The following is a 25,603-nucleotide window of genomic DNA, read 5'->3' as shown; positions in this document are numbered from 1 at the left end:
GTCCGGCTTCCCCCAAAGGAGAACACGATGTCGACGATTGTCTCATTCAAAAACGTCCAGAAGACCTACGACGGTGAAACGTTGGTTGTGAGGAATCTCAACCTTGAGATTGAAAAGGGCGAATTTCTCACGATGCTCGGACCGTCTGGCTCTGGCAAGACGACATGCCTGATGATGCTGGCCGGCTTTGAAACGGCCACGCATGGCGAGATTCTTCTTGAAGGGAAGCCGATCAACCGAATCCCGCCGGAGCGCCGGAATATCGGCATGGTGTTCCAGAGCTACGCGCTGTTCCCGCACAAGTCCGTTGCCGAGAACCTGGCATTCCCGCTGAAAGTGCGCAAGATGCCGAAGAGCGAGATCGAGGCCAGGGTGTCGCGCGCCTTGCGCATGGTGAACATGGACAAGTTTGCCGACCGCATGCCCGGGCAGATGTCGGGCGGCCAGCAGCAGCGCATCGCGGTCGCGCGGGCGCTGGTGTTCGAGCCGGCACTGGTGCTGATGGACGAGCCCCTGGGTGCGCTCGACAAGCAACTGCGCGAGCAGATGCAGTACGAGATCAAGCAGATCCACGAACAGAGCGGCCTGACAGTCGTCTATGTGACGCACGACCAGGGCGAGGCGATGACCATGTCGGATCGCGTCGCCGTCTTCAACAACGGCGTCATCCAGCAGCTGGCGCCGCCGTCGGAACTGTACGAACAGCCGGAGAACGCATTCGTCGCCAGGTTTATCGGTGAAAGCAATGAGCTCAAGGGCGTGATCTCCACGCTGGAGCGGGACCGCTGCGTGGTGAACCTGGACGGTGGGCACACCATCCGCGCGAGCGCCAGCAAGGCCGTTCGCCAGTCCTCGAGCACGAGCATTTCGCTGCGGCCCGAGCGTATCGCCGTCGGCGAGGCAGCGCGCGCCTGCGACAACGTCTTCAAGGGCGGCGTGAAGGACCTCATTTACTACGGCGACCACCTGCGCATCGTCATGGATGTCTGCGGCCGGCCTGACTTCGTCGTCAAGCTGCCGAACGATGGCCCCGCCCGCAGGCTGCGGGTCGGGGATGCCGTGGAGATCGGCTGGATGGCTGAAGCCTGCCGCGCCCTGTAGCCGGCGAGGTCAAGCAGAAGTCTGACGTGAGGCTGTGGCGCAACCAGGCGCACAAACCAGGGCAGCCTGCCGATCCATTGACTGAACGAGGAGGCGCGGTCGCGACCGCCGGACAAGATGATGATTCCTACTGATATTTCGGCACCGACAAGCAAAGTCCTGCATGTTACCGTTGCCGATGCGAAGAGCCTCAAGGCAAGGCTGCGGAACGCGGAGCGTGCAGGGCAGATGAAGGCGCTGCTGCTGATCCTGCCGCTGCTCGCCTTTCTGCTTGTCACCTTCCTGCTCCCCATCGGCAGCTTGCTGATGAAGAGCTTCCAGGACCCGACCATTTCCCAGGAGTTGCCTCGCGCGGCCGCAATGCTGCGCGAATGGGACCCGAAAGCGGGCAAGCTGCCGGACGAGAAGGTTTATGCGGCTTTTGGCGAAGAGCTGATGGCCAGCAAGGAAGCCGGTGGCGCGACGCGCATTGCCTCCCGGCTGAACTTCGATGAGGCGGGTATGCGCAGCCTGATCATGAAGACGGCGCGCCGGCTGCCCGGAGAGGATGGGCAGCCATGGCAGCAGCGCCTGTCCGCGATCGACGGGCGCTGGGCGGAAATCGGCACATGGTCGACGATCAAGTTCGCGTCCTCACCCTGGACCCTTGCCAACTACATCAAGGCGCTCGATTTCAGGCGGGATGCCGATGGCTCGATCGTGATGCAGGAGCCGAGCGAACGACTCTACATCGATGTGTTTATCCGCACGGCATGGGTCAGCGTGCTGGTCAGCCTGCTGTGCCTGCTGCTGGGTTACCCGGTTGCCTATCTGCTGGCGAATATCCCGGCCCGGTACAGCAACATCCTGATGATCATGGTGCTGCTGCCGTTCTGGACTTCCATCCTGGTGCGCACCTCGGCGTGGGTGGTCGTACTGCAGACCAATGGCGTGCTGAATGACATCCTGATCGGCCTCGGTATCACGGACACGGGCCTGGCGCTGATCTACCGGCGCTTCAGCGTACTGGTGTCGATGACCCACATCCTTCTGCCGTACGCCATCCTGTCGCTCTACAGCGTCATGAAGGGTATCCCGAACATCTACATGAAGGCGGCGCGATCGCTGGGAGCCGGCCCGATCCGGTCCTTCTTCCAGGCCTACTTCCCGCAAACCTTGCCGGGTGTCGGCGCGGCAGGAATGCTGACTTTCATCCTGGCGGTCGGCTATTACATCACGCCGGCGATTGTCGGGGGGCCGGACGACCAGCTTGCCAGCTATTACATCGCCAACCACGTCAACACAACGCTCAACTGGGGCCTGGCCAGTGCGCTTGCCTCGATTCTCCTGGTCGGCGTGGTCCTCGTCTATGCCATGTTCGTGCGATTGACCGGCGGTGCCGGTGTGAAGCTGGGGTAAGACCATGTTCAATTTTCCTGCCTATGTGACCCTGTGGGGCCGTGTCGGACGCTATGCCCATGTCGGCATTTCCCTGCTGATCCTGGTCTTCCTTTGCCTGCCGGTGCTGGTAGTGATGCCGCTGTCGTTCAATTGGCAGCCCTACTTCACCTACCCGATTCACGAATTCAGCCTGCGCTGGTATCGCGATTTCTTCGGCAGCGAGGAATGGATGCTGGCACTGCGCAATACGATGGTGGTCGGCGTTGCTTCAACGCTGCTGGCGACGATCCTTGGCATCGGTGCTTCGCTCGGGCTGATGCATCCCCGGCTCAAGGGCAAGTCGATCATTACCGGCATCCTGGTGTCTCCGATGATCGTTCCCCTGATCATCACCGCGGTCGGGGTTTACTTTGCCTTCAGTCCACGGGGGCTGTCGAACAGCCTGCTGGGGCTGACGCTCGCCCACGCAGCGCTCGGTGTTCCGTTCGTCGTCGTGACCGTGACAGCCACGCTGGCCGGCTTCAATGAAACGCTGACTCGCGCGGGCCGCAGCCTCGGTGCCTCGCCAATGCGCGTGTTCATGGAAATCAAGCTGCCGATCATTGCTCCGGGCGTCGTATCCGGCGCGTTGTTCGCCTTCGCGACCTCGTTCGACGAGATTGTCGTCGCACTGTTCCTGACGGGTACGGACGAGCGCACGGTGCCGAGGCAGATGTGGTCGGGGATCCGCGAACAGCTGAGCCCGACCATCCTCGCGGTTGCGACGGTGATGGTGGTCGTCTCGACACTGCTCCTGCTCACGCTCGAGGCATTGCGACGCAGGACCGAGCGCCTGCGCGGCAGCGCCGCCATCGCCCATTAATAGCCGTCCGCCTCGGACATCGAATTCAGTCGAACGTTATTCCGGATTACTCATATGTTGTCGGAACTCAAACAAATGCAAACCGCGACGGCGGATCTGGGCGTACTGCGTCAACGCATTGACGAGGCGTCAGGGTTGAGCGAAGAAGTTGTCGTGAAGGCGCTGATGCGTGAAGCCAGCATGGACGGCCCGACGCTGGCCAGGACGCAGGAGCTGGCCAGCAGGCTCGCCCAGGGTGTCCGGGACGCACGCATCAACGCCGGTGGGGTCGACCTGCTGACGCAGGAGTTTTCACTGGACAGCCGCGAGGGGATTGCCCTGATGTGTCTCGCCGAGGCCATGCTGCGCATTCCCGACACCGCGACGCGCAACCAGCTGATTCGGGACAAGATCGTCGATGGCGACTGGCGCGCGCATATCGGCAAGTCGCCGTCGCTTTTCGTCAATGCCACGGCATGGGGGCTGCTGGTGACCGGAAAGCTGCTGAAACAGCCGGACGAATCCGCCCTGACCGAGGCGCTGACCAGCGTGCTGCGCAAGGGCGGAGAGGCGGTGGTGCGCGCCGGGGTCGCCTATGCCATGCGCATGCTCGGCAAGCAGTTTGTCACGGGCCAGACCATCGAAGAAGCCATCGGTGCCGCGAAGGGCCGCGAGTCCAATGGCTACCGCTACTCCTACGACATGCTCGGCGAGGCAGCGTTGACGGATGAGGACGCGAATGCGTACTTCAATTCCTATATGCATGCCATCGAAGCCATTGGCCAGGACGCCAGGGGCAGGGGTCCGATTGAGGGGCCGGGCGTCTCGGTAAAGATTTCCGGCCTGCATCCGCGTTATGAACTGGCCCAGCGCGACCGGGTCATCAGCGAACTGTATCCGCGCCTGTTGCGCCTCGCAGAGCTGGCCAGGCGGTATCAGATCGGATTCCATCTTGACCAGGAAGAGTCCGCCCGTTTCGACCTGACGCTGGAGATGCTGGAACGCCTGTGCCGTGAGCCGAGCCTGCGCGGCTGGAACGGTATCGGCATCTCGTTGCAGGCGTACCAGAAGCGCGGCCATGCCGTCGCGCAATGGATTGTGGCGTTGGCACGGGCCACCGGCCGCCGTATCAATATCCGGCTGGTCAAGGGCGCATACTGGGATACCGAGATCAAGCTGTCCCAGGACGCCGGCAGCGCCGGTTACCCGGTATTCACGCGCAAGGTGCACTCCGACGTCAGCTACCTGGCGTGCGCGAAGATACTGTTGGCTGCGCCGGATGCAATCTTCCCGCAGTTTGCGACGCACAATGCCTTCTCGATCGCTGCGGTGCACACGCTGGCAGGCAACCAGGAATATGAATTCCAATGCCTGCATGGCATGGGCGAGACCGTGTACGACCAGGTGGTCGGCAAGTCGAAGCTCGGACGCGCGTGCCGCATTTATGCGCCGGTCGGACCGCATGCCACGCTGCTCGCCTACCTGGTCCGGCGCTTGCTGGAAAATGGCGCGAATTCGTCCTTCGTCAACCAGATTGTCGATCCCGAAGTCAGCATCGCGGATATCGTCGAGGATCCCGTTGCGCGCGCCATGCGAACCGGCGGGAAACCCCATGCAGGGATTGTCATGCCCACCGGCGTGCTGCCGGGGCGGGTCAACGCCGGTAGCCTGAACTTTGCCAGATCGAAGGATTTCGACGCGGCGGTGGAGGCCTTGCGCACCGTTCGGGTGGTCGCACATTCGGTGCTATCAGGCGGGCACGAAGTCCAATCCGAAGCCACGGCGTTGGTTTATAGCGCCAGCGACAACTCCGAAGTGGTCGGCACGGTTGCGGCTTGCCACGGCACGACGGTCAACGCGGCGCTGGATGCCGCCGCGCTGGCCGCGCCGGCCTGGGCCCAAAGCGATGCGCATACCCGGGCGTCCTGCATTGAGCAGTTTGCCGGTGAACTCGAAAAGAATGCCTGCCGCCTGGGCGCACTGCTGGTCTACGCCTGTGGCGCCACGCTGCATGAAGCTGCGGAGGAGGTGCGCAATGCGGTGAATCTCTGCCGCCTCTACGCGTATCAGCTCAAGGCAGAGCAGGGGGCCGGCAGCGGGCAGGCATTGGGTATCGTCGCGAGCCTCACGCAGGGCGGCAGTCCGCTGTCGAGCTTTGTCGACCACGTTGCCGCGAGCGTTGCTGCTGGCAACGTCGTGATTGCCAGGCCTTCGCCGGCAGGAGCGCTTGTCGCCTACGAGGCCACCAACCTTTTCGCTCGCTGCGGCATGCCAGAAGGCGTCCTGCAGCTGTTGCTCGGCGCCGAACCTGCGGCCAGGAAAGCGTTGCTGGCAGATCGGCGCGTCGCAGCGGTGCTGTACGAGGGCGACAACGTCAACGCGAGCCTGATTGCCGCGCAAGTGGCCGAGGCGGGTCATCAGCCGAGGTTCGTTGCCCGTGTGGCGACTGTGAATGCCATGATCGTGGACAGCACCGCGCTGCCGGAGCAGGTCATTTCCGACGCGATGGTGTCCGCATTCCGGAACGCCGGCCAGCTGGCGACGTCGTTGCGCGTCCTGTGCCTGCAGGATTCCACGGCCGATACGGTGCTGCGCATGCTCTCCGGCATGCTGAGTGAGCGGGAGACCGGCGATCCCTTCTCGTCGTCTGCCGATATCGGACCCGTGGCGACCCGGGAACAACGCGATGCCGCGGAATCCTATGTGGCGGACATGGCGCGCCGCGGCTTCAAGGTCGTTCGCGGTCGCCTTGGAAAGGGTTGCGACAAGGGCAACTTCGTTGCCCCCACGATCATTGACCTTGGAGAGGCCGACGCGCTGAAGGAAATCAACCCTTCGGTACTTGGGCCCGTGCTTCATGTCGTTCGCTGGCGTACCGGAGAGCTGGACAGCATGATCGACCGGCTGAATGCCGTCGGCTGCGGGGTGGTGGGACTGCATACGCGGATCAACGAAGCCGCTGGCGCGCTTCTGTCGAGAACCCAGGCGCATAGCGTTTGCGTGAATCGCGCGATGCACAAGCCGTTTGTCGGCATGCAGCCGCATGGCGGCAGTGGTGCCGCGGGAACCGGTCCCATGGCAGCGGGACCGCTTGCGCTATACGCGTTGCAACGGAAGGATGAGAAGCCGGTGGTGGCGGCTACGGGACCGTTTGCCCCCTCAGCGACGCTGTCGAGCGACAAGTTCCATGAATTCCCGGTCCACGGCAAAGGCGGCCGCCTGGTGGTTCGGCGCGATTTCATGCAGAAAGAGAAGATGTCTGCGCGAGCAAGGGTGGAAGCGCTGCGCGCGCTGGCCGCAGAGCAGCGCGGGGCCATGGCGGAAGTCTCGAATCAAGCCGTGCGTCTCACCGGGACGGTTGCGGCACTGGCGCCGGTCACCTTGCCGGCATTGACGGGCGAGGAAAATACCTATGAGTATCTTCCGCGCGGGCAGGTCCTGTGTATCGGCGACTCGCTGCAAACGCTGATCGCGCAGGCCATGGCGGCAACGGCATTTGGCAATGAAGTGATCTTGCTGAAATCCGCTGCAGGCAACGAGGTCGCTGCACGGCTTCGAGGGACTTGCCAGGTCGTCGATGCGCATGATGCCGTTAGTGTCATCGGTGGCGCTGTTTCCGGCGTCCGTCCGTCTGCGGTGCTGGTGACCTCGGGGCACAGAGACTTGCCGCAGATCCGGACAGCTGCCATCAAGAGGCTGGTAGCGGTGGTGCTCGCCGATGAGCAGGGCACATACGACTGGACGGGCCTGGTGCGCGAGCGTGTCACGACCGTCAACGCAAGCGCGGCAGGTGGCAATACGCAACTGATGGTCCTGAGTGAAGACGGCCTCTGAGCTGTAGCCGGACTCTTTCCCTTTCAATACTTCAGGGCTTCTACATGGAACAAGCAGGCGCAAAGGCGCAGCTGCGTGGGCAGCGTCATACCCCCAGGCGGCTTTGCTACGCCATGGCTGATGGCGATTGGTCGCCAATGAGGATCGGCGAGACGGTATTGCCGGGGTTCAGCCGCATACCGTTGGGCGCCGACGAAAGTGGTGCCTGGTCCAGCTATTGGATGCGCATGGAGCCTGAAGCAACGTCGCCCGAGCATGTCCACATGACGACCGAATTGCTGATGGTATGGCAAGGCATCTTCACCGACAGCGACGGAACGGATTTTGGTCCCGGAGAGACGCTGATCTACAAGGCCGGGTCACGTCATCGCTCCTTTTCAAAGGACGGCTGCATTGTTCTGGTCGTCACGACCAGGGAGTCAGAAGTTGCACGAAGAGTCGGCGATTCGCCTCGAGAAACTGCGCAGAGCAGCAAAGCATAAAAAGTAAAAACAAGTTTCCTCAACACACGAAAACTTGATAGTGGCCTGGGAGGTCGATATGAAGAAGCAGTTGTATGCTGTGTCCCTGTTGTCCGCATTAGCCGTACCCGCCTTCGCGCAAAGCTCCGTGACCTTGTACGGGGTTCTCGATGAGGGCCTCAATTACACCAACAACGTCGGTGGCGACAGTGTGTTTGAGCTGGCCAGCGGCTTCCCGCATGGTAGCCGCTGGGGCCTGAAGGGAACTGAAGACCTCGGGGGCGGCGTCAAGGCGCTCTTCCAGCTCGAAGGCGGTTTCAACGTAGACAACGGGCGCTCTGCGCAGGGCGGGCTGTTGTTTGGCCGGCAGGCATACGTCGGCCTGTCGAGCGACAGCCTCGGTTCGATCACCGCGGGACGCCAGTACGACTCCCTCGTCGATTTCCTGTCGCAGACGTCGGTCGGGGGCAGCTGGGGCGGCTATGCGTTCGGCCATCCGTATGACAATGACAACATGCTGTATTCATTCCGTGTGAATAACACGGTGAAGTACACGAGCCCGTCGCTGGGCGGGTTGAAGTTTGGCGGTACGTATAGCTTCAGCGATGACGTGAATTTTGCGAAGAATCGCCAGTTCAGCTTCGGCACGCAATACACCAACGGAGGATTTCTGCTCAGCGCGGCATACCTTCAGGCCGACAATCCTTCGGCGACGTCCTATGGCGCCATCAACAATGGTGGCGACCAGAACTTTCTGGGCAGCAAACTGAAGATGTTTGGCGCTGGCGCGACCTATACCGCTGGACCCGCCGCGTTGGGCTTTGTGTATTCCAGCTCGACGGTCAACGACCCGCAAAGCTCCGGCTATGTTGGTCCGATCACGCCCCCGGCCGGTACGTTGTCGTCACTTCGGTTCCAGAACTTCGAGATCAACGGCAAATACCAGTTCGGACCGTCCTATTGGCTGGGCGCCATGTACACGTACACGCGTGCCAGCTTTAACGCGACTTCCGGCAAGCAGCATCCGGTCTACCATTCGGTCGGCCTGATGGGTGACTATCTCCTGTCGAAGCGCACCGATGTCTACCTGCAGGCGGTGTACCAGCGTGTTGCCGGAGATACCACCGGCACTGTGCTTGATACAGCCTACATTCCGGGGGCTGCCAATGTTTCCTCGAACCGGAGCCAGCTGCTGGTGCGTGCGGCGATTCGCCACTTCTTCTGAGCTTCCCCAATACCGCAGCGATTTTCCTTGTCTCCTCCCTCTGCTCTGAGGCATTCGGGCCATCTGCTGCAGATCAGCGGGTTGGCCCGGCAGTTCTGCCGGGCCTTTTTACATGGCGAGCAAGGCACCCAGGCAGTCAGTGCCTAATGGTCCGCCACAGTACCGCCAACGACTGCTGCGTTGCGGCGTAGTGGAGGCCAGGCCGATGTGGGTCGTTCGCTACCCTGGGGAAAAGGTTCATAACGATCGACGATTCTGGACATAAGCCATTGTTGTCAAGTTGAACCGGTTCCGGGACCTTCATAACATGCAAACAGGCGGCGTCTGCGTGGGCATGACCAGAGTGCCGGCCCGACAAAGAGTGCCATCGCGCCATAGCGCGGAAATTGCCCAGACTTGATTCAAGACCTTCATGGCTGCGACCAGCCATGTCGATGTAGGAGAAAACAATGAACAGGATGGTAGCCGCAGCGATGCTGACCGCTTGTTGCACCATGAGCACTGTCGCAGCTGCAGCTCAGCTCACCTTTGTATCGTGGGGCGGTACCTATCAATCGGCCCAGGAAAAGACCGCGCTCAGACCCTATGGGGAGAAGGCGGGCGTCAGGGTTAAAAGCGACACTTACAACGGCGGCCTCGCGCAGCTTCGGACTCAGGTGCAAACCAGGAACGTTGGCTGGGATGTCGTTGACATGCAACTCGGCGACATCGTCAGGGCCTGTGACGAAGGCTTGCTCGAGCGGATCGAAACCAGCGACCTGGCGCCGGCAGCCGATGGAACGCCCGCGAAGAACGATTTTATCCCGGGCTCCGTCTCGGAGTGCATGGCGGGGAATATCGCCTGGTCGACACTGATCGCGTACAGCAAGGACAAATTCAAAAGCCGCGAGCCGTCGAAGCTCGCGGACTTCTTCAATCTGAAGGAGTTCCCGGGAAAGCGGGGACTGCGCCGGTCGCCGGAGGCGGCATTGGAATGGGCGCTGCTGGCCGATGGCGTTGCGCCGAAGGATGTCTATCGGGTGCTGGCCACGCGCGAAGGCGTCAACCGGGCCTTCAGGAAGCTGGATACCATCAAGTCGTCGATCGTCTGGTGGGAAACAGGCGCCCAGCCTGCGCAGCTTCTGGCTGACGGCGAGGTGAGCATGTCGGCCGCATATAACGGGCGCATTTACGCGGCGATGATCAACGACAACAAGCCATTTGGCTTCATCTGGGATGGCCAGGCCAAGAACGTGGAGGGCTACGCCATCGTCAAGGGCACGAAGAATCTGAAGGAAGCCAGGGACTTTATCCGGTATGCGACGCAAGCCGATGTCCTGGCGAAGCTTGCGCCGCTGACCGCAAACGGTCCGATCCGGAAGTCTTCGCTGCGCCTGATCGATGCAAAGCTCGCGCCATACCTGCCCACGCATCCCGATAACGAGAAGGGTGCGATCGACGTCGACGCTGTGTTCTGGGCAGACCATGCCGATGATCTGAATCAGAAGTTTGCGGTCTGGTTGAGCAAGTAAGCCGTCAATCTCGGCTTGGAAAAATTACGACAGGAATTGAAATGACATTCAAACGCATGTTTCACGCGGTCGAAACGCATGCCGGCGAGCCGATGCGCGTCATTACCGGCGGCGTCCCGCATATCCCCGGAAATTCTGTTTATGAGCAGATGAAATGGCTGGAGAAGAACGATGACCAGATCCGCCTTCTGATGCTGCGCGAGCCGCGCGGCTATCCGCCGTTGTGCTGCAACCTCATCGTTCCCGCCAAGCATCCCGACGCCGCCGCGGGATACATCATCATGGAGCAGGTCGAATATCCGGTGATGAGCGGCGGCAATACCATCTCCGTGGCGACGGTGCTGCTGGAGACCGGCATGCTCCCCATGCAGGAGCCGGTGACGGAATTTCAGCTGGAGGCGCCGGCGGGCCTGATCGGGATCCGGGCAGAGTGCAGCAACGGCAAGGTTACCCAGGTGACGTTCAGGAATGTCCCTGCCTTTGCGCCATATCTCGATACCGTGATCGACGTGCCTCACCTCGGGAAGGTGACTGTCGATGTCGGCTGGGGTGGCATGTTCTATGTCATTGCCGATGTCCGCCAGTTTGAAGGCGTGCGGCTTGTTCCTGAACAGGGCGCCGAAATTGCACGGATCTCCGCGTTGATCCTGAAGGCAGCCCAGGAACAGCTGCCGGTCCAGCACCCCGATTACCCGGGCATCGGCATCACCATCGCGCAGCTTTCCGGGCCCACGGACAATCCCAATGCCGACTGGAAAAATGCGGTGACGGTGGCTAGCGGGGACATCGATTTCGAGAATCCTGCCACCTGGACCGGCGCCCTCGATCGCTGTCCCTGTGGTACCGGCACCTCGGCCAAAATGGCGACGCTCTATGCTAAAGGCCAACTGCAACTGAACCAGCCATTTCGCCACGAAGGGGTGCTTGGCACGGTCTTTACCGGGCAGCTCGTCGAACAAGCGCAAATCGGCGAGTTCAAGGCTGTGGTGCCGACCATTTCCGGCCGGTCCTGGATCTACGGCTACAGCACCTACGTGCTCGATCCCGATGATCCGTTCGTCAACGGCTTCACGGTCGGTGACATCTGGGCATGATGGCCTGACCTGGCTGCAATAGCCACCGCGCAGAGGGGCCAGCGCGCCCTTCGCGCGGAGGCTCCGTGGGAACACATAATGCGATACGAACTTGAAGATGCTCAACGGATTGCGCACGCTGCGTTGAAGGCGGTTGGCGCCAGTGACGCAATGGCGACGTCTCTGACCAACGCTGTGTTATCCGCCGAGATGGCGGGCAGCAAGGCCGTAGGGTTCGCCCACCTGCCGGATTATCTGGATGGCTTGCGCAAGGGGCGGATCAGGAAGGACGCGGAGCCGAAAATCAGCGTGCCTGTACCGGCGGCCGTTCTGGTGGACGCGCAAGAGGGCATTGCGCAGCTTGGATTTGACTGCGTGTTTGATGAACTGGTGCACCGGGCCGATACCTATGGCGTGGTCGTCCTGGCATTGTCGAACAGCTTTACCGTTGGCGAGCTTGGCTACTATACCCGCCGGCTGGCCGAGTCGGGATTGGTGTCGTTGGCCACGTGCAATGCGACGGCGCAAATGACAACGCAGGAAAGCGGCAAGGCGGTGTATGGAACCAATCCGCTATCGTTTGCCGCGCCATTCCCCAGCGGCAGGCCCCTGGTCATCGATCAGGCCTGCAGCGCTACCGCATTCGTCAACATCCGGCGAGCCGCCGAAAATGGCGAGTCCATTCCGGAGGGCTGGGCCGTCGATGAGAAGGGAGAACCAACGACTGATGCCAGGGAAGCTGTCAAGGGAATGCTGGTTGCGTTTGGCGGTGCGCGAGGCGCCAACATCGCCATGATGGCGGAAGTCCTGGCGGCAGGCGTCACGGGTGCCAACTGGTCGATGGATGCACCGTCCTACTCGGAGGGGACGCGATCTCCCGGCGTCGGCCTCTTCCTCATGGCATTCAAGCCGGAATTGTTTGCGTCGGATTTCAAGGAAAGGCTGAGGTCGCATATTGCGCGACTGGCAGCCGAAGGCGTGCGGATTCCAGGCAGTCACATCACGACTCATGACATTGACGTCCCGGCGTCCGTCATCGACAGGGTGAAAAGCTACGCGATTCGCCCTGGCGCAATGCAACAGGCAGAAAGCAGTAGGCAGTAAGCAGTAGGCAGCAAAGCAGTAGGCAGCAAAGCAGAAGTGCGGCAATCGCGGGGAGCAATTGAAAGTCACTCGATGGAGACAGTAAATGATTAGTTATAGAAAGGCATTGTCGCTACTGGCGATGGGCGCGGTCAGTCTGCCTGCCACGGCGGCAGACCTTGTTTTTGCATCATGGGGCGGTTCGTATCAGGACGCGCAAAATTCGACCGCGGTGCGCCCGTTCATGGCGAAATCCGGCACCCGCGTCAAAATGGATACTTACAACGGCGGGATTGCACAGATTCGAAGCCAGGTAGAATCGAGGAACGTCACGTGGGACGTGGTCGATATGCAACTCTCCGACGCAACGCGCGCGTGCGACGAAGGATTGCTCGAGAAGATCGACCCGTCGTCGATACCGGCATCCGCGACGGGAACGGCGGCGAAAGCCGATTTCCTCCCTGGCGGGCTGTCGCAATGCATCGTCGGCAATGTGGCATGGTCCACCATGATCACTTACAACAAGAGTGCATTCAAGGACGGTGAGCCGGCCCGGATCGCCGACTTCTTCGACCTGAAGCGCTTCCCTGGCAAGCGTGGACTGCGGAAATCCCCGGAAGGCGCACTGGAGTGGGCGTTGCTCGCCGACGGCGTTCCTGCCGCGGACGTCTATAAGACGCTGGCTACCCCGGAGGGCCTGAAACGCGCATTCAGGAAGCTGGACACGATCAAGCCCGCCATTGTCTGGTGGGAGGCCGGTGCCCAGCCGCCGCAACTGCTGGCCGATGGTGAGGTGTCCATGACCAGCGCCTATCCCAACCGCATTTATACCGCTGTGGTGCAGGACAAGAAGCCCTTTGGATTTCTGTGGGATGGCCAGGTCAAGAATATCGAAGGCTATGCCATCGTAAAGGGGTCCAGGAATGTGAAGGCAGCCCAGGAATTCATCCGCTATTCGACGTCTACCGAAGCCCTCGCCAAGCTCGCCTCCGCGACGGCTCTGGGGCCGATGCGGCAGTCGTCGGCCAAGCTTGTCGATGAGAAGGTTGCCCGGTATCTGCCGACCGCTCCGGAAAACCAGAAGAACGCCATCGACGTGAATGTTGCCTTCTGGGCTGACCATGCCGACGACCTGAATCAGAAGTTCTCTGTCTGGCTCGGACAGAAGTAAGGCAATTGTAGCAAGGGTGGTGTGTTGAGATAACGGGGTCGGACCAGCTTGGCGGTCCGACCCCGTTTTCATATCAAGGCAGTCGTGGCCAGGGCCGCGAAAGAAAATCCGGTGAGATGGCGGTACACCACCTCACCGGATTTTGAGCATCGCTGATATCGCCGCATCTGGCGGGGCGCTGCCACTGAGTCTTATCGCTGGGTCTACAGAGTTGCGGCGCCTGACGGGGTTACAGGTCCAATACAAGGTCCGACGTCGCCCGACTGCAGCACATCAAGCGAAGGCCCTTATCGATTTCCCGCTGGCGAATGCCGCCGTTGTGGCGCATTTCGACGGAGCCTTCCAGTACCGCTGTCTTGCACGTGCCGCACAGGCCCTGGCTGCAGGAGGAGGGCAACGCGACGCCGGCCTTGCGTGCCGCTGCGAGGACGGTCTCTGAGGCTGTTATCGAAAACGTCTTGCCGGATTTCGCCAGACGCACCGTGTACGTGGAAGCGGTCGATTCCCCGATCTCGGCTGGCGACGGAGGCACATCGGCAATTGGCTCCGCCGTTTCTGCGAAATTGAAGCTTTCCTGATGGTACCGGGCGGGATCGTGGCCGCCCTGCAGAAGGACTTCCTTTACCGAGTTCATGTATCCCGCCGGCCCGCAGGTGAACACCTCGCGGTCCCGGAAGTCGGGCACCTGCTGTTGCAGCAGTTCGAGGCTCAGCCTGCCCAGCGGGCCGTTCCAGTCAGGCCCGGTGCCCTGGCCTTCGCACACGTGAATGACTTTCAACTTGTCCGCGGCCGCGCAGAGCCCGCTCAACTCGTCGCGGAAGATAATGTCAGCGGGGCTCCGCGCGCTGTGCACGAAGACGATGTCGCGATTCAATCCGAGATCGAAAGCCGCCCTCGTCATCGACATGAGCGGCGTCACGCCAGAGCCGGCGGACAGATAGAGCGCCTTGGCTGCCGGGGCAGACGCCGGCGTGAAGATGCCGGCCGGACCATAGGCGAGCAGCACGACGCCCGGCTTCATATGGTCGTGCAGCCAGTTTGACATGCGCCCGCCTGGCGTGCGCTTTACGGTGATGGACAGCGTGTAGGGACGGGTCGGTGGCGACGAGATCGTATAGCAACGACTGACCGTCTCGCCATCGATGTCGGCCGACACGGTAATGAACTGGCCTGGTTCAAAGCTGAACGGCTGTCCGCTTTCGGCACTGAACACGAAGGTACGCACATCATGCGTCTCCGCGACAGTCCGGCAGCAAACCAGCCGCCGGCGCTCATGGCTCTCCCACTGGGCGTCTGCGCGTTCCCAGGTGCTGGAAGTGGTGAATCGATCCGTCGCTTCCGACGGCGGCTGGCTCACACAAAATGCGTCTCTTACTATCATGATAATGCTCACACGCCATGTGCCTTCAGGCGCGCGTCGTACCAGCGCGCGAACTGATCGAGGGGGGCTTCCGTGTACCTGGAATACGGGCCGGGAATATAGCCAGGATCCTGCGTGCCGGCGTGGGTATTGGCCACCAGCTCGGCGTCTTGCTGTGTCGTCGCGGTCCAGACCTCCGTGAGCCGCTTCAGGTCATAGTCGACACCCTCGACGGCATCCTCATGCACCAGCCAGACAGTGCGCACCAGCGTCTTGTCCGGTGCCAGCGGCAGGATATACGCGACGATGGCGTGGTCACTCATTACATGCGTCCAGGAGTGATGGCCCCACATGTGGACGTCGCCCAGGTCGCGCCGCTCGAGATTGCCCAGCAGTTTGGTACTTGCGACCCTGGTGTCCATCGTCTGGGATTCGCAATCTCCCGCAATCACCAGCCGTTGCGTACGGAAATTGGTTTCCACGCTCTCGTCGAGGGATTCGAACAGTTCGCAAACGTAGCCGTCCTTTTCCCATTCGTCCTTCCGGGCGGCATTTCGCTTCAGGTATTGCTCATAGTCCTGGATGGCTTCGTCGCTCTGGCCGTCCGGACAAAATCCGAAGTCGTGCGCGAGGAACGAAAGGGTCAGTTCCGGATGCGTGCCGCCGCAGTGATAGCACTCGCGGTTATTCTCCATGACGAGCTTCCAGTTGCCGTTCTCGATGATGCTCATCTCGTGCGCGATCCTTGTGCGCTGCATCTGATGGGGCGCAAACCGCGGCGTCATCACCGTCTCGAGCTTGGCGATATCCTCGGGCGCTTCCGCTGCCAGGCAAACGAAAACGTGGGCGCCGACGACCTTGACGTGAACCGGAATCAGGCTTCGGCATTTTGCGTTGAAGTCCTTGCCCATATGGGTTGCATGGCGCAGGCTGCCATCGAGGTCATACGTCCACTGGTGATACGGGCACACCAGCATGCCAACGCTGGCTTTCCCTGCCTGCTTCATCAGGCGCGACCCACGGTGCCGGCAGATGTTGCGGAAGGCACGGATGTTTTCATCGTCGTCGCGCACGATCAGGATCGACTCCTTGCCGATGTCGACGGCGTAGACGTCGCCTGGCTCGGGCACGTCGGCGGTTACGGCAACAAGAATCCACAGCTTGCGAAAGAAGACTTCCACATCCGTTTCGAAGATGTCTTGTCGACCGAATAACGCGCCAGGCATCCCGAAGCCGGGCTCCCGGCTGTCTAGCAATTCACGATGAGTCTTGAGTGAGGGGGCGGACATGTTGTATCTCCAATCCAATGGCGTTGACTTCGTTGTGCTTTTCGTTGTGCTTTTGCAGGGCGATTATTGTGCTCGCCATGGGGTGGGTCAACGTGCTTTATTCTTCGTTTGGCATTACTCTAAGTTATGCAAAGCGGGAGCCCATCCTTGTGAATCCCGAGGCACGGAACGACGATTTCCGGGCCGGGAATACCCCAATTCAGTGCTTCCGAAAGCGCCGGCGACAGCGCCTGCGAGAGGCAAGGGGGAGGTCCCGCGCTATATCCGAGACAAGAGAATCAATGCGAGCCACAAAAGTAACGAAGGGATACCGACGGATCGTGCCGTCCTTGACGGCTCTGGTCGAGTTTGAGGCGGTCGCCCGCTTAAGCAGCTTTACGCTCGCCGCGACAGAATTGGGGGTGACACAGGCGGCGGTCAGCCGGCAGGTCCGCTTCCTGGAAGAGACGCTCAACGTCCGGCTTTTCCATCGGATGCACCGTTCCATCGCTCTGACCAAGGAGGGTCAGGCGCTATACCTCGTCGTTGCCGAATCGATGCAGAAGATTGCCGGCGTATTCGACCGCCTGTCGACCGGGGCCGAACAGCAGGAGCTTGTCCTGGCGTCCACAGCACCGTTCGCGCAGTTCCGCCTGATGCCCAGACTTCCGAACCTCAAGCGTCTGGATCCACCATTGCAATTGCGGTTGACCACGCAGATGTTCACGGCCGACCTGCGGCACGTGGAGGTGGATGTTGCGGTGCGCTATGGCGATGGCAAGTGGGGAGACGGCACGTCGACGCTGCTGTTCGACGAAGAAGTATTTCCGGTGTGTTCGCCCGCCTTCCTCGCAGAAAACAAGGCGCCGGAATCACTGCAAGACCTTGCCAAGCTCCCGCTGATCGACGCGGATTCCACCTACGAAGGCTGGATGGCGTGGGAGGGATGGTTTCGTTCGGTGGGTTACCGTCCCGCAAAACTCAACTACGTGCTGCGTTGCAGTCTTTACACCGACGCCGTACAGGCAGCGAGATACGGGCAGGGCGTGGCACTCGGGTGGAGCCGGATGGTCCATGACCTGCTGGCGAAGGGAGAGTTAGTGCGCCTGACGGACGCATCCTCCAAGCCCACGGACGCCTATTTTGTGATTGTCCCCCACGGCAGGTCCATCACTCCCGTAGTGGGCCGATTGATTGACTGGCTGCGCGAGGACGTCGCCATCCGTTGACTGCGTGGCATTGTTGTTTGGCGAGGAACCGCGCGCCGGCGGGAACGTAACCAGTCATTCCCGGGCGTCAGGGCGCGGCGCTTCGCGCTGCCGCTCGTCGAATAACCTTATGTAATGCCAGCGCGAAAATATAGCGCGTTGACTCGCATTTTCCTCCTTTCGATACTGAGCGCCCATGGAGCTGCTGGCGCGCCGCTCCGTGAGAGAGACGAAGCCAGTACACCTACTAACAGGAGGAGCAATGTCCGCGGTTAGCACCCTGCACGCTGTATCGATGAAGGAAACGGAAAGCAATCACGCCGTATCCGATGGACTGATGGAACGTGTGCGCGCATATCGCCTGGAGCGAGTCAGAAAGGAGCTTCTGGCGCAGCGCTGTCCCGCCATCATCCTGTACGACCCGGTGAACATCCGCTACGCGACCGATACGTCGAACATGCAGGTATGGACCGGAAGAAATCCGACCCGCTATGTTGTCGTCTTTGCGCATGGCCCGATCGTCGCCTTCGAGTTTCACAACTGCGAGCACGTCTGGCGCGGCGTCGCGCTCGATGCAGAAATCCGCGGGGCCACCTGCTGGAACTACTTCAGCGCCGGCCCGGAGTCGGCGCCCAAGGCCAGGGCGTGGGCGAGCGAGATTGCGGACCTGTTGCGACAGCATGCGCCCTCGGATATGCGGATCGCGGTCGACAGGCTGGATCCCGAAGGCGTCCAGGCGCTGCTCGGGCAAGGCATCAGGATTGCCGATGGGCAGGCCGTGATGGAGCGCGCACGGGCCGTCAAGTCGGCAGACGAGCTGGTCCTGGTGCAGGCCGCAGTGGCCGCTTGCGAGCAGGGCATCCAGCGCATGCATGACGCGCTGGCGCCAGGCATGAGCGAGCAGGACCTGTGGGCTCATCTGCATTACGAGAATATCCGGCTCGGCGGAGAATGGATCGAGACGCGGCTGCTCGCTTCCGGTCCGCGCACCAATCCGTGGATGCAGGAATGCAGCCCGCGGATCATGAAGAAAGGGGAGCTGATCGCGTTCGACACTGACCTGATCGGCCCGCACGGATATTGCGCCGATATTTCCCGCACCTGGACCGTCGGCCACGTTCGTCCCACGGACAAGCAGCGCCGGCTATATGCGGCGGCGCACACCCAGTTGCACACGAACATGGAACTGCTGCGTCCCGGCATGACCTTCAGGGAATTTGCGCAACGCAGCTGGGATATGCCGTCGGCTTACCTCAAGAACCGGTACAGCTGCCTGGCGCATGGCATCGGGATGGTGGACGAATATCCGTCGGTGGCGTACTACAGCGATTGGGAAAGCGGCGGCTATGACGGCGTCTTCGAAAGCGGGATGACGTTGTGCATTGAAAGCTACATCGGCGAAGAAGGTGGGGAAGAAGGCGTCAAGCTCGAGCAGCAGGTCTTGCTGACCGAGGCGGGATGTACGCCGTTATCGACATTCCCGTTCGAGACCGAATGGCTGTAACGGTCAAAGCCAGGCGCGGGGGATCTTCCGGGTACTCCCTGATATCCCGCCGGTGCCTCGCCGACGCCACGGTTACATTAGAATCGAGCCACGGTGCGCACGGATGGCGCCGCCCCCGATTCCCTGTGTCGCCGGCATTGAACCCATGATCGATCTTTCTCGACGGCTGCTCGTGACAAGCCTGAGCGCCTTGTTGCTGAGCTGCGCATTCAGCCAGGCCTATGGGCAGCAAATTGTCAGGATCGGGGTGTCCAGTCCCCTGACCGGTATCAATGCCGCCAATGGCAAGGACATGCAGAACGGTGTTCGCCTGGCTGTCGAAGAAGCCAATGCGCAGCGCATCAGGCTGGGCGGCCAGGAGGTCCGTTTCGAGATCGATGCGGTAGATGACCAAAGCGACCCGCGCATCGGGGTTCAGGTCGCGCAGAAGCTGGTCGACGACGAGGTGGCCGCGGTGGTCGGTTACTACAACTCGGGGGTTGCCCTGCCGTGCGCGCCGATCTTCGCCAAGGCAGGGATTCCGATGATCCTTCCCGCGGCATCCAATCCGGACATCACGCATCAGGGCCTGAAGACGGTCTTCCGCATCATTGCGACCGATACGCAAAACTCCGGCATGGCGGGGAAGTACGCTGTCAATGTCATGAAGGCGCAGCGCATTGCCGTGATGGATGACCGGACTGCGTTCGGCCACGGGGCGGTGGACGAATTCAAGCAGGCCGTCACGGCTGCCGGCGGCAGGATCGCGATAGCGGAATACACCAATGACAAGGCGATCGACATCAACGCACAGCTGACGACAATCCGGGGGGCGAATGCCGATCTGCTGTTCTTCGGCGGTGGCGACTACCAGGCCGCGCTCATCGTGAAGCGCATGAAGCAGCTGGGCATGCGCGCCCAGTTCGTCGGCAGCGGTGGCATTGCCGACAGCATCTTTCTCAACGTAGCGGGCCGAGAGGCGGAAGGTGCGATGGCCTGGGAATATGGACGCCCTATCGAAACGCTGACGCAAGGCAAGGCCTTCATGCAGACTTTCAAGAAGCGTTTCGGCGCAGACAACCTCACCTATTCCCCCTTCGCGTACGACGCCGCGTGGGTGGCGATCAACGCGATGAGGCAGGCCAATTCCGCGAAGCCGGCCGAGTTTGTGGCGGCACTCCGTGCCACGCAATATGAGGGCATTACCGGCAAGATTGCCTTCGATGCGAACGGCGACCTGAAGAATCCGACCTCGACCCTCTATCAGGTCAAGGGTGGCCGCTGGATCCCGGTCACCACGGTCGGGGCCGAATGAGGGCGGCGCTAGCCGAGTCCGGCGAGCAGCACCCTGGCTGCGCGCAGGTCTGCCGTATCGAAGCCTTCGCTGAACCAGCCATAGCATTCCGACAGCAAGGGACGGGCCTCGGCCTGGCGGCCCTGCTGCTGCCACAACCGGCCCAGGGATAACACGGCGCGCAATGCCAGCGATTGGGCCCCTTGCTCGCGGGCGAGCGCAAGCGCATGCAGGAAGCAGGCTTCGGCGTCGCGGGCGCACTGGCTTCCGTCCTCGGGGCGGCCCGGTGCCAGCAGCGTCAGCTCTCCCTTGAGCCGATGCAGTTCCGCCTCGTGAATCCGTTCGTCCGTCCGGTCTGCGACGTCCAGCGCCTCGTCCACTGCGGCAAGGCCTGCGTCGAGCTGTCCCGCCCTGGCACAGGTCTCGGCCAGTAGCGCCAGGAAATGCGTTCGCAACAGCTCGGCGCCGGTGGCGCGGTAGGCGCTCAAGCCGCTTCGGATGAGGTCAATGCCCTCCGCCGTGCGACCCTCTGCTGCCAGCGCCCAGCCCGTCAGTATGGTTCCGCAAGCCAGACCGTAGGGCAAGCCATGGTCGATGGCGAGGGCGACGAGCGCCTGGGCGAGCTCGTGGGCCGACTGGATCTCGCCGCGGAACAGGCGGACCTCGGCGGCTGCGATCAGCGCGTCCGCCGAGTCGGACGGATGGGATGGGGTCCGGGCCAGGGCAAGCGCCTCCTGGCTGCGCGCGCAGGCCTGGTCGGGATAGCCGAGCAGCCACAGGTCCATGGCCAGCAGCGCGAGCCCTTGCACGCCGGGTTCCAGGCCGTAGACATAGGCATGCGAGCGATGCAGCTCCGGGTCATAGAGAGCCATGGCCTGTTCCAGACGCTCACGGGCAGGAACCAGTTCGCCAAGATAGAACAGATTGGCACCCAGGGCCCGGCGCGCCTGGACCTGCAACGCAAGCTCCCGCGCTTGCTCGGCCAGCCCAAGCAGCTGGTCCGCCAGCCCTCGCGCAGTCCGGAGTTCCGCACGGACCGTATAAAACGTGCGCAGTCCCATCAGGGCAGTAAACAACTGGGCCGTCTCGCCGAGTTGCCGGCACAGTGCCAGCGCGCGCGTGTAGGTTTCTCCCACTTCCGGGGCAGCAAAGCCTTTGGCGGCCATCCAGGCCGGACCGAGGGCAAGCTGGATAGCGAGTTCCTCGCGTGCGCGCTCCTGGCCATCCGGCAGCGCGGCGAGCAAGTTGAGCGCCATGGTGAGGTGGGTGACCGCCTCGGCGTCAGCCGAGCGCTGCACGGCCTGGCGCCCGGCACGGTGCAGGTATTCCACGGCCTTCGGCGTATTGCCGCTGCGGCTGAAGTGATAGGCCAGCTCGCTGCAGTGCTCCTCGAGCTGGGCGCCGAACAGTGCCTCGACCGCCTGGGCAGTGCGTTCATGCAGTGCACGGCGCCGCTCGCTCAGCAGGGAGCCGTAGGTGACCTCCTGCGTTAGTGCATGCTTGAAGCTGTATTCCACTTCCGGAAAAGCCGGCTGCTCGTAGATGAACTCCCCGGCTTGCAGCCGCGCCAGCAGGGTCTTCGTCTTGTCCTCCGGCTGTTCGACGACGCGCACCAGCAGGCTCCAGGGAAATACCTTGCCGATCACCGCCAGGGTCTGCAGCAGCGCTTTTTCGGCCGGTTGCAGGCGGTCGATGCGGGCAGCGAGCACCCCCTGCACGGTAGCAGGGATGTGCAGCTTGCCCGGGACCTGCTCGAGGCGGTAGTGTCCGCGCTCGCCGCGCAGGATCTGCCCTTCGACCAGGTCCTGCACCACTTCCTCGATGAAGAAGGGATTGCCTTCGGTCTGCTCCAGGATCAGTTGCTCGAGCCGGCCAAGCCCGGCGGCGTCGCCGAGCAAGGCGCGCAGCAGTTCCCGCGCCTCGGCCGCGCCCAGTGGATCCAGGCGCAGCTGCGTGTAATAGCTCTTGCGGCTCCAGTCGTGCCGGTATTCCGGCCGGAAATTGACCAGCAGCAGGATGCGGGCGCTCGGCACGCTCTCGCCGAGGAAGCCCAGGAAGGCCTCGGTTTCGCTGTCCAGCCACTGCAGGTCTTCGATGATCAGCTCCAGCGGCTGGGTCAGGCTTTCGCGCACGAGCAGGCGCTTGATCGCTTCGAAGGTGCGTTGCTGCCGGACCTGGGTGTCCATCTGCGCCAGTGCCGAGCCCGGCTCGGCGGCGCCCAGCAGGTGGCAAAGATAAGGCAGGCTGTCTTCCAGCCCGCGATCCAGCGTGAGCAGCTTGCCGGTGAGCTTCTCGCGCCGCCGGCGCTCATCGTCCTGCGCGGTGATCTGGCAGTAGTTCCGCAGCAGCTCGATCAGCGGCAGGTATGGATAGGCCTTGCCGTGGGAGACCGAGAAGGTTTCGAGCACCAGGCTATCGCGCGGCGCAAGCAGCTTGAACTCGTGGCAAAGCCGCGACTTGCCCACGCCCGGTTCGCCCACCAGGCCGACGATCTGCCCGTGTCCGGCCCGTGCCCGTGCGCGCGCCTCCTGCAAGGCTTCGAGCTCGCGGGTGCGGCCGACAAAGCGCGCCAGCCCGCGGCTGGCCGACACCTGCAGCCGGGTACGCAGCGGCCCGAGGCCGAGGACTTCGAAGACCGCGAGCGGCTCGGGCAAGCCCTTGATCGGCGTCGCGCCGAGCGCCTTGAAGGCGAAATAGCCCTCAGTCAGGTTGCGGGTGTGTTCGCTCGCAACGATCGAGCCGGGCACGGCGATGCTCTCCATGCGCGAAGCAATATGGATCGAATTGCCCACCGGGTCGTAGTCGGTGTGCAGGTCCTTGATGCGGATCGTGCGCACCACCACTTCTCCGGAGTTGATGCCGACACGGATCTGCAGGGCGATGCCCTGGGCGAGGCGCACGCCGTCGGCGTAGTGGCGCATGGCTTCCTGCATGCGCAGCGCCGCCAGCAAGGCGCGCTGCGGATGGTCTTCGTTGGCGATCGGTGCCCCGAACAGCGCCAGGATGCCATCGCCCATCGACTTGGCCACAAAGCCCTCGTAGTGGTGCACGGCCTCCATCATCAGCGCCAGCACCGGGTCGATCAGGCGGCGGGCATCCTCGGGATCGAGATCATGGATCAGCGCGGTCGAGCCCGCCATGTCGGCGAACAGCGCGGTGACCATCTTGCGCTCGCCGTCCGCCTGGCCGCGGGCTTCCATCTCTGCCTGCGCCGAGCGGATGCGCTCGGCCAGATAGGGCGGTGTGTAGTCGATGGGAGTGCTGGGCGCAGTTGCCGCGGCAGGCGGTGTAGCGCTCGAGGGTGCGCTTGCGAGAGCACTTAAGGGCGCGCCGCATTCGCTGCAGAATTTGGCGCTCGCAGCCGCCTCTTGCCCGCAGGCCGGGCAGACGCGTCCCTGCCTGGCGCCACATTCCTCACAGAACTTGGCACCTGTCGGATTCTCGAACCCGCAGCTTGCGCAGCGCATGGGGCTTTTTTCCCCCGGATGGGGGCCAGCGACAGTCAACAATTCATCTTAAGGCGGGCAGGGCACGTCGAACAGGAGAGAGTGTGCTGGTTGGTTATGGGCGCACCGGATTGAGCGCGCACCCAGCCGCGGACCGACGTCCTATGTCTTCCGATCCGGCTTCGTATCGAGGCCTGTGCATTATTCGTCGCGTGAGTCAGGGCTGGCTGGTTGGCATTTACGCCCTGTGCCCGGCTGGCGAGGCGGAACGGTTGGATACAATCTGCGTTTGACGCATGCGGTCAGAGACATTCGACCGCGCCGTACCCCACGCCTGTGCCGCATGAGAACTACTGTAGACATCGTCATCTATCCCGGATTCAAGGCCATCGAAGCCGTTGGCGCCATCAATGTCTTCGACTATGCCAACACCCGTTTGCGGCAGCTCGGTTGTGAACCGAAATACGACCTTCGGATCGTCGGACCGCAGGCCGGCGCCATCCAGTCCGATACGCTGATTTCGCTCGCGGCAGCGCGGTCGCTCGATGGCCTGCCGCCCGCCGACGTGGTGGTCATCGTCGGGGCCCGGGATATCCTCAATGTCCTGGCGGCGTGTGGCGCGGTGGTGGATTGGTGCCGTACGTCTGCCGACAGGCTGAAAACCATTGTGGGGCTTTGCTCGGGGAGCTTTTTCCTCGCTGAAGCCGGCCTGCTCGGCGGCCGGCGCGCCGCTACCCACTGGAGCGTGGCGGAACTCATGCGACAGCGGTATCCCGGGATACTGGTGGACGCAGACGCGATCTTCATTCGCGATGCGCATGTCTGGACGTCGGCCGGCGTGACCGCCGTGTTCGACCTGATCCTTGCCATGGTAGAGGAGGACCTGGGTCGCGATATCGCCCTGTCGGTGGCAAGAGATCTCGTCGTCTACCTGAAACGGCCGGGAGGGCAGTCGCAGTTCAGCGAGCACCTGCTCAGCCAGATGACGGTCCATCCAAGGGTTCGCGATATCCAGGACTACATCCATCGCTCTCCGAAGGCGGATCTGTCGGTAAAGGCGCTCGCGGCGCGCTTTGCGATGAGTGAGCGGAATTTCTCCAGGGTGTTTCAGAAAGAGACCGGGCACACGCCTTCGGCCTATGTCGAGCAGACACGGCTGGACGCGGCCCGGCGGCTGCTCGAAGACAGCGAGCAGCCGCTGAAGCGGATCGCCATGGAGAGCGGCTTTGGATCAGAGGTGAGGTTGAGGCAGACATTCCAGCGGCGGCTGAATGTCACGCCCGCCGCTTACCGCGAGCGCTTTGCTAGCACCGGCCTTGACGACCTCGCCGGCGTAGCTTGACGAGTCCCTGCCGCCAGAAGCGCAGCACGCCGCCGAGAAGCCTTTCGCGATTTTGGAAAAGCTTCTACGTTGGTGCGCTCAGGCGAGGATTTACAGCTTGCGAATGTTTGATGCCTGCGGGCCTTTCTGGCCCTGCGTGACGTCGAATTCGACTTTTGCGCCTTCGTCCAGCGACTTGAACCCGCTGCCCTGGATTTCACTGTGATGGGCAAACAAGTCCTTGCCGCCATCATCCGGTGTGATGAACCCATAGCCTTTTTCGCTGTTGAACCATTTCACAGTGCCCGTCGCCATGTGATCCTCAAAATTTGGTGAGTAAGGGAGCGCGCTAGCGATTCCCTTCCGGAAATCTGGCAACGCTCAAATATTGTCGACCGCTGCATGCCGCCGCGGATTGCCAGCATAGCCTAAGAGGCACGCTGGTGCCAAGACCGGCTGAAGATGGCGATGGACAGGACGTCACAACTGGCCGTTTGCGAAACATAAGCCGGGACGGTGAGAATTGCGTGGCAAGCCTGGAAC

18 protein-coding genes are annotated in these 25,603 nt (G+C 62.1%); 14 read left to right on the top strand and 4 right to left on the bottom strand.

Annotated features, from left to right (window positions below):
• Positions 1-27 precede the first annotated feature (27 nt).
• From J8I82_RS04715 to J8I82_RS04670, 10 genes are all read left to right on the top strand, one after another.
• Complete coding sequence (locus tag J8I82_RS04715) at positions 28-1,101, top strand: ABC transporter ATP-binding protein (protein WP_209754845.1); 1,074 nt, start codon at positions 28-30, stop codon at positions 1,099-1,101.
• 228 nt (positions 1,102-1,329) lie between these two features.
• Positions 1,330-2,499, top strand: coding sequence for an ABC transporter permease (locus tag J8I82_RS04710; RefSeq protein ID WP_245179396.1), 1,170 nt, complete (start codon positions 1,330-1,332; stop codon positions 2,497-2,499).
• Between the two features lie 4 nt (positions 2,500-2,503).
• On the top strand, positions 2,504-3,343 hold the full coding sequence (locus J8I82_RS04705) for an ABC transporter permease (RefSeq protein ID WP_209754843.1): 840 nt from the start codon (positions 2,504-2,506) through the stop codon (positions 3,341-3,343).
• A 54-nt stretch (positions 3,344-3,397) separates the two neighbouring features.
• Positions 3,398-7,156, top strand: coding sequence for a bifunctional proline dehydrogenase/L-glutamate gamma-semialdehyde dehydrogenase PutA (putA, locus tag J8I82_RS04700; RefSeq protein ID WP_245179394.1), 3,759 nt, complete (start codon positions 3,398-3,400; stop codon positions 7,154-7,156).
• A gap of 44 nt (positions 7,157-7,200) precedes the next feature.
• Positions 7,201-7,638: a cupin domain-containing protein gene (locus J8I82_RS04695; RefSeq protein ID WP_209754842.1), complete on the top strand. Its 438-nt coding sequence runs from the start codon at positions 7,201-7,203 to the stop codon at positions 7,636-7,638.
• A 58-nt stretch (positions 7,639-7,696) separates the two neighbouring features.
• Positions 7,697-8,842 (top strand): porin, encoded by a 1,146-nt coding sequence (locus J8I82_RS04690; protein ID WP_209754840.1) that lies wholly within the window; start codon positions 7,697-7,699, stop codon positions 8,840-8,842.
• Between the two features lie 449 nt (positions 8,843-9,291).
• Complete coding sequence (locus tag J8I82_RS04685) at positions 9,292-10,353, top strand: ABC transporter substrate-binding protein (RefSeq protein WP_245179392.1); 1,062 nt, start codon at positions 9,292-9,294, stop codon at positions 10,351-10,353.
• Between the two features lie 41 nt (positions 10,354-10,394).
• A complete protein-coding gene (locus tag J8I82_RS04680; protein WP_209754838.1) occupies positions 10,395-11,447 on the top strand; it encodes a proline racemase family protein in 1,053 nt (350 codons plus the stop codon).
• Positions 11,448-11,525: 78 nt separating this feature from the next.
• Complete coding sequence (locus tag J8I82_RS04675; protein ID WP_209754836.1) at positions 11,526-12,530, top strand: Ldh family oxidoreductase; 1,005 nt, start codon at positions 11,526-11,528, stop codon at positions 12,528-12,530.
• 85 nt (positions 12,531-12,615) lie between these two features.
• Positions 12,616-13,680: a polyamine ABC transporter substrate-binding protein gene (locus J8I82_RS04670; RefSeq protein ID WP_209754834.1), complete on the top strand. Its 1,065-nt coding sequence runs from the start codon at positions 12,616-12,618 to the stop codon at positions 13,678-13,680.
• A 229-nt stretch (positions 13,681-13,909) separates the two neighbouring features.
• Here the strand turns inward: J8I82_RS04670 and J8I82_RS04665 are convergent, their stop codons facing one another.
• Positions 13,910-15,061, bottom strand: a complete 1,152-nt coding sequence (locus tag J8I82_RS04665; protein WP_209755031.1) for an FAD-binding oxidoreductase — start codon at positions 15,059-15,061, stop codon at positions 13,910-13,912.
• A gap of 8 nt (positions 15,062-15,069) precedes the next feature.
• Entirely contained in the window at positions 15,070-16,329 is a 1,260-nt protein-coding gene (locus tag J8I82_RS04660) for an aromatic ring-hydroxylating oxygenase subunit alpha (protein WP_209754831.1), read from the bottom strand.
• A gap of 281 nt (positions 16,330-16,610) precedes the next feature.
• Between J8I82_RS04660 and J8I82_RS04655 the strand changes: the two genes are divergently transcribed.
• From J8I82_RS04655 to J8I82_RS04645, 3 genes are all read left to right on the top strand, one after another.
• Positions 16,611-17,537 (top strand): LysR substrate-binding domain-containing protein, encoded by a 927-nt coding sequence (locus tag J8I82_RS04655; protein WP_209754829.1) that lies wholly within the window; start codon positions 16,611-16,613, stop codon positions 17,535-17,537.
• A gap of 241 nt (positions 17,538-17,778) precedes the next feature.
• Complete coding sequence (locus J8I82_RS04650) at positions 17,779-19,020, top strand: M24 family metallopeptidase (protein WP_209755029.1); 1,242 nt, start codon at positions 17,779-17,781, stop codon at positions 19,018-19,020.
• A 145-nt stretch (positions 19,021-19,165) separates the two neighbouring features.
• Complete coding sequence (locus tag J8I82_RS04645; RefSeq protein WP_209754827.1) at positions 19,166-20,314, top strand: branched-chain amino acid ABC transporter substrate-binding protein; 1,149 nt, start codon at positions 19,166-19,168, stop codon at positions 20,312-20,314.
• An 8-nt stretch (positions 20,315-20,322) separates the two neighbouring features.
• Here the strand turns inward: J8I82_RS04645 and J8I82_RS04640 are convergent, their stop codons facing one another.
• A complete protein-coding gene (locus J8I82_RS04640) occupies positions 20,323-23,760 on the bottom strand; it encodes an adenylate/guanylate cyclase domain-containing protein (protein WP_209754825.1) in 3,438 nt (1,145 codons plus the stop codon).
• 322 nt (positions 23,761-24,082) lie between these two features.
• On the opposite strand from J8I82_RS04640, the gene J8I82_RS04635 reads away from it, so the two are divergent.
• A complete protein-coding gene (locus J8I82_RS04635) occupies positions 24,083-25,081 on the top strand; it encodes a GlxA family transcriptional regulator (protein WP_209754823.1) in 999 nt (332 codons plus the stop codon).
• Between the two features lie 90 nt (positions 25,082-25,171).
• On the opposite strand, the gene J8I82_RS04630 is transcribed toward J8I82_RS04635, so the two are convergent.
• Complete coding sequence (locus J8I82_RS04630; RefSeq protein WP_209754821.1) at positions 25,172-25,375, bottom strand: cold-shock protein; 204 nt, start codon at positions 25,373-25,375, stop codon at positions 25,172-25,174.
• Between the last annotated feature and the right edge of the window lie 228 nt (positions 25,376-25,603).

It is taken from the genome of Cupriavidus consociatus, from assembly GCF_017814975.1.
Lineage (GTDB): Bacteria > Pseudomonadota > Gammaproteobacteria > Burkholderiales > Burkholderiaceae > Cupriavidus > Cupriavidus consociatus.
Note: the sequence above shows the minus strand (reverse complement) of the source record. Positions and strands in the feature narration are given on the sequence as shown.

What these genes read in the sequence shown, in the direction of transcription:
- J8I82_RS04630 (WP_209754821.1), bottom strand. Translation starts at nt 25,375, where the DNA reads ATGGCGACGGGCACTGTGAAATGGTTCAACAGCGAAAAAGGCTATGGG.
- J8I82_RS04695 (WP_209754842.1), top strand. Translation starts at nt 7,201, where the DNA reads ATGGAACAAGCAGGCGCAAAGGCGCAGCTGCGTGGGCAGCGTCATACC.
- J8I82_RS04645 (WP_209754827.1), top strand. Translation starts at nt 19,166, where the DNA reads ATGATCGATCTTTCTCGACGGCTGCTCGTGACAAGCCTGAGCGCCTTG.
- J8I82_RS04635 (WP_209754823.1), top strand. Translation starts at nt 24,083, where the DNA reads ATGAGAACTACTGTAGACATCGTCATCTATCCCGGATTCAAGGCCATC.
- J8I82_RS04690 (WP_209754840.1), top strand. Translation starts at nt 7,697, where the DNA reads ATGAAGAAGCAGTTGTATGCTGTGTCCCTGTTGTCCGCATTAGCCGTA.
- J8I82_RS04665 (WP_209755031.1), bottom strand. Translation starts at nt 15,061, where the DNA reads ATGATAGTAAGAGACGCATTTTGTGTGAGCCAGCCGCCGTCGGAAGCG.
- J8I82_RS04715 (WP_209754845.1), top strand. Translation starts at nt 28, where the DNA reads ATGTCGACGATTGTCTCATTCAAAAACGTCCAGAAGACCTACGACGGT.
- J8I82_RS04640 (WP_209754825.1), bottom strand. Translation starts at nt 23,760, where the DNA reads ATGCGCTGCGCAAGCTGCGGGTTCGAGAATCCGACAGGTGCCAAGTTC.
- J8I82_RS04670 (WP_209754834.1), top strand. Translation starts at nt 12,616, where the DNA reads ATGATTAGTTATAGAAAGGCATTGTCGCTACTGGCGATGGGCGCGGTC.
- J8I82_RS04710 (WP_245179396.1), top strand. Translation starts at nt 1,330, where the DNA reads ATGAAGGCGCTGCTGCTGATCCTGCCGCTGCTCGCCTTTCTGCTTGTC.
- J8I82_RS04685 (WP_245179392.1), top strand. Translation starts at nt 9,292, where the DNA reads ATGAACAGGATGGTAGCCGCAGCGATGCTGACCGCTTGTTGCACCATG.
- J8I82_RS04705 (WP_209754843.1), top strand. Translation starts at nt 2,504, where the DNA reads ATGTTCAATTTTCCTGCCTATGTGACCCTGTGGGGCCGTGTCGGACGC.
- J8I82_RS04650 (WP_209755029.1), top strand. Translation starts at nt 17,779, where the DNA reads ATGTCCGCGGTTAGCACCCTGCACGCTGTATCGATGAAGGAAACGGAA.
- J8I82_RS04675 (WP_209754836.1), top strand. Translation starts at nt 11,526, where the DNA reads ATGCGATACGAACTTGAAGATGCTCAACGGATTGCGCACGCTGCGTTG.
- J8I82_RS04680 (WP_209754838.1), top strand. Translation starts at nt 10,395, where the DNA reads ATGACATTCAAACGCATGTTTCACGCGGTCGAAACGCATGCCGGCGAG.
- J8I82_RS04655 (WP_209754829.1), top strand. Translation starts at nt 16,611, where the DNA reads ATGCGAGCCACAAAAGTAACGAAGGGATACCGACGGATCGTGCCGTCC.
- putA (WP_245179394.1), top strand. Translation starts at nt 3,398, where the DNA reads ATGTTGTCGGAACTCAAACAAATGCAAACCGCGACGGCGGATCTGGGC.
- J8I82_RS04660 (WP_209754831.1), bottom strand. Translation starts at nt 16,329, where the DNA reads ATGTCCGCCCCCTCACTCAAGACTCATCGTGAATTGCTAGACAGCCGG.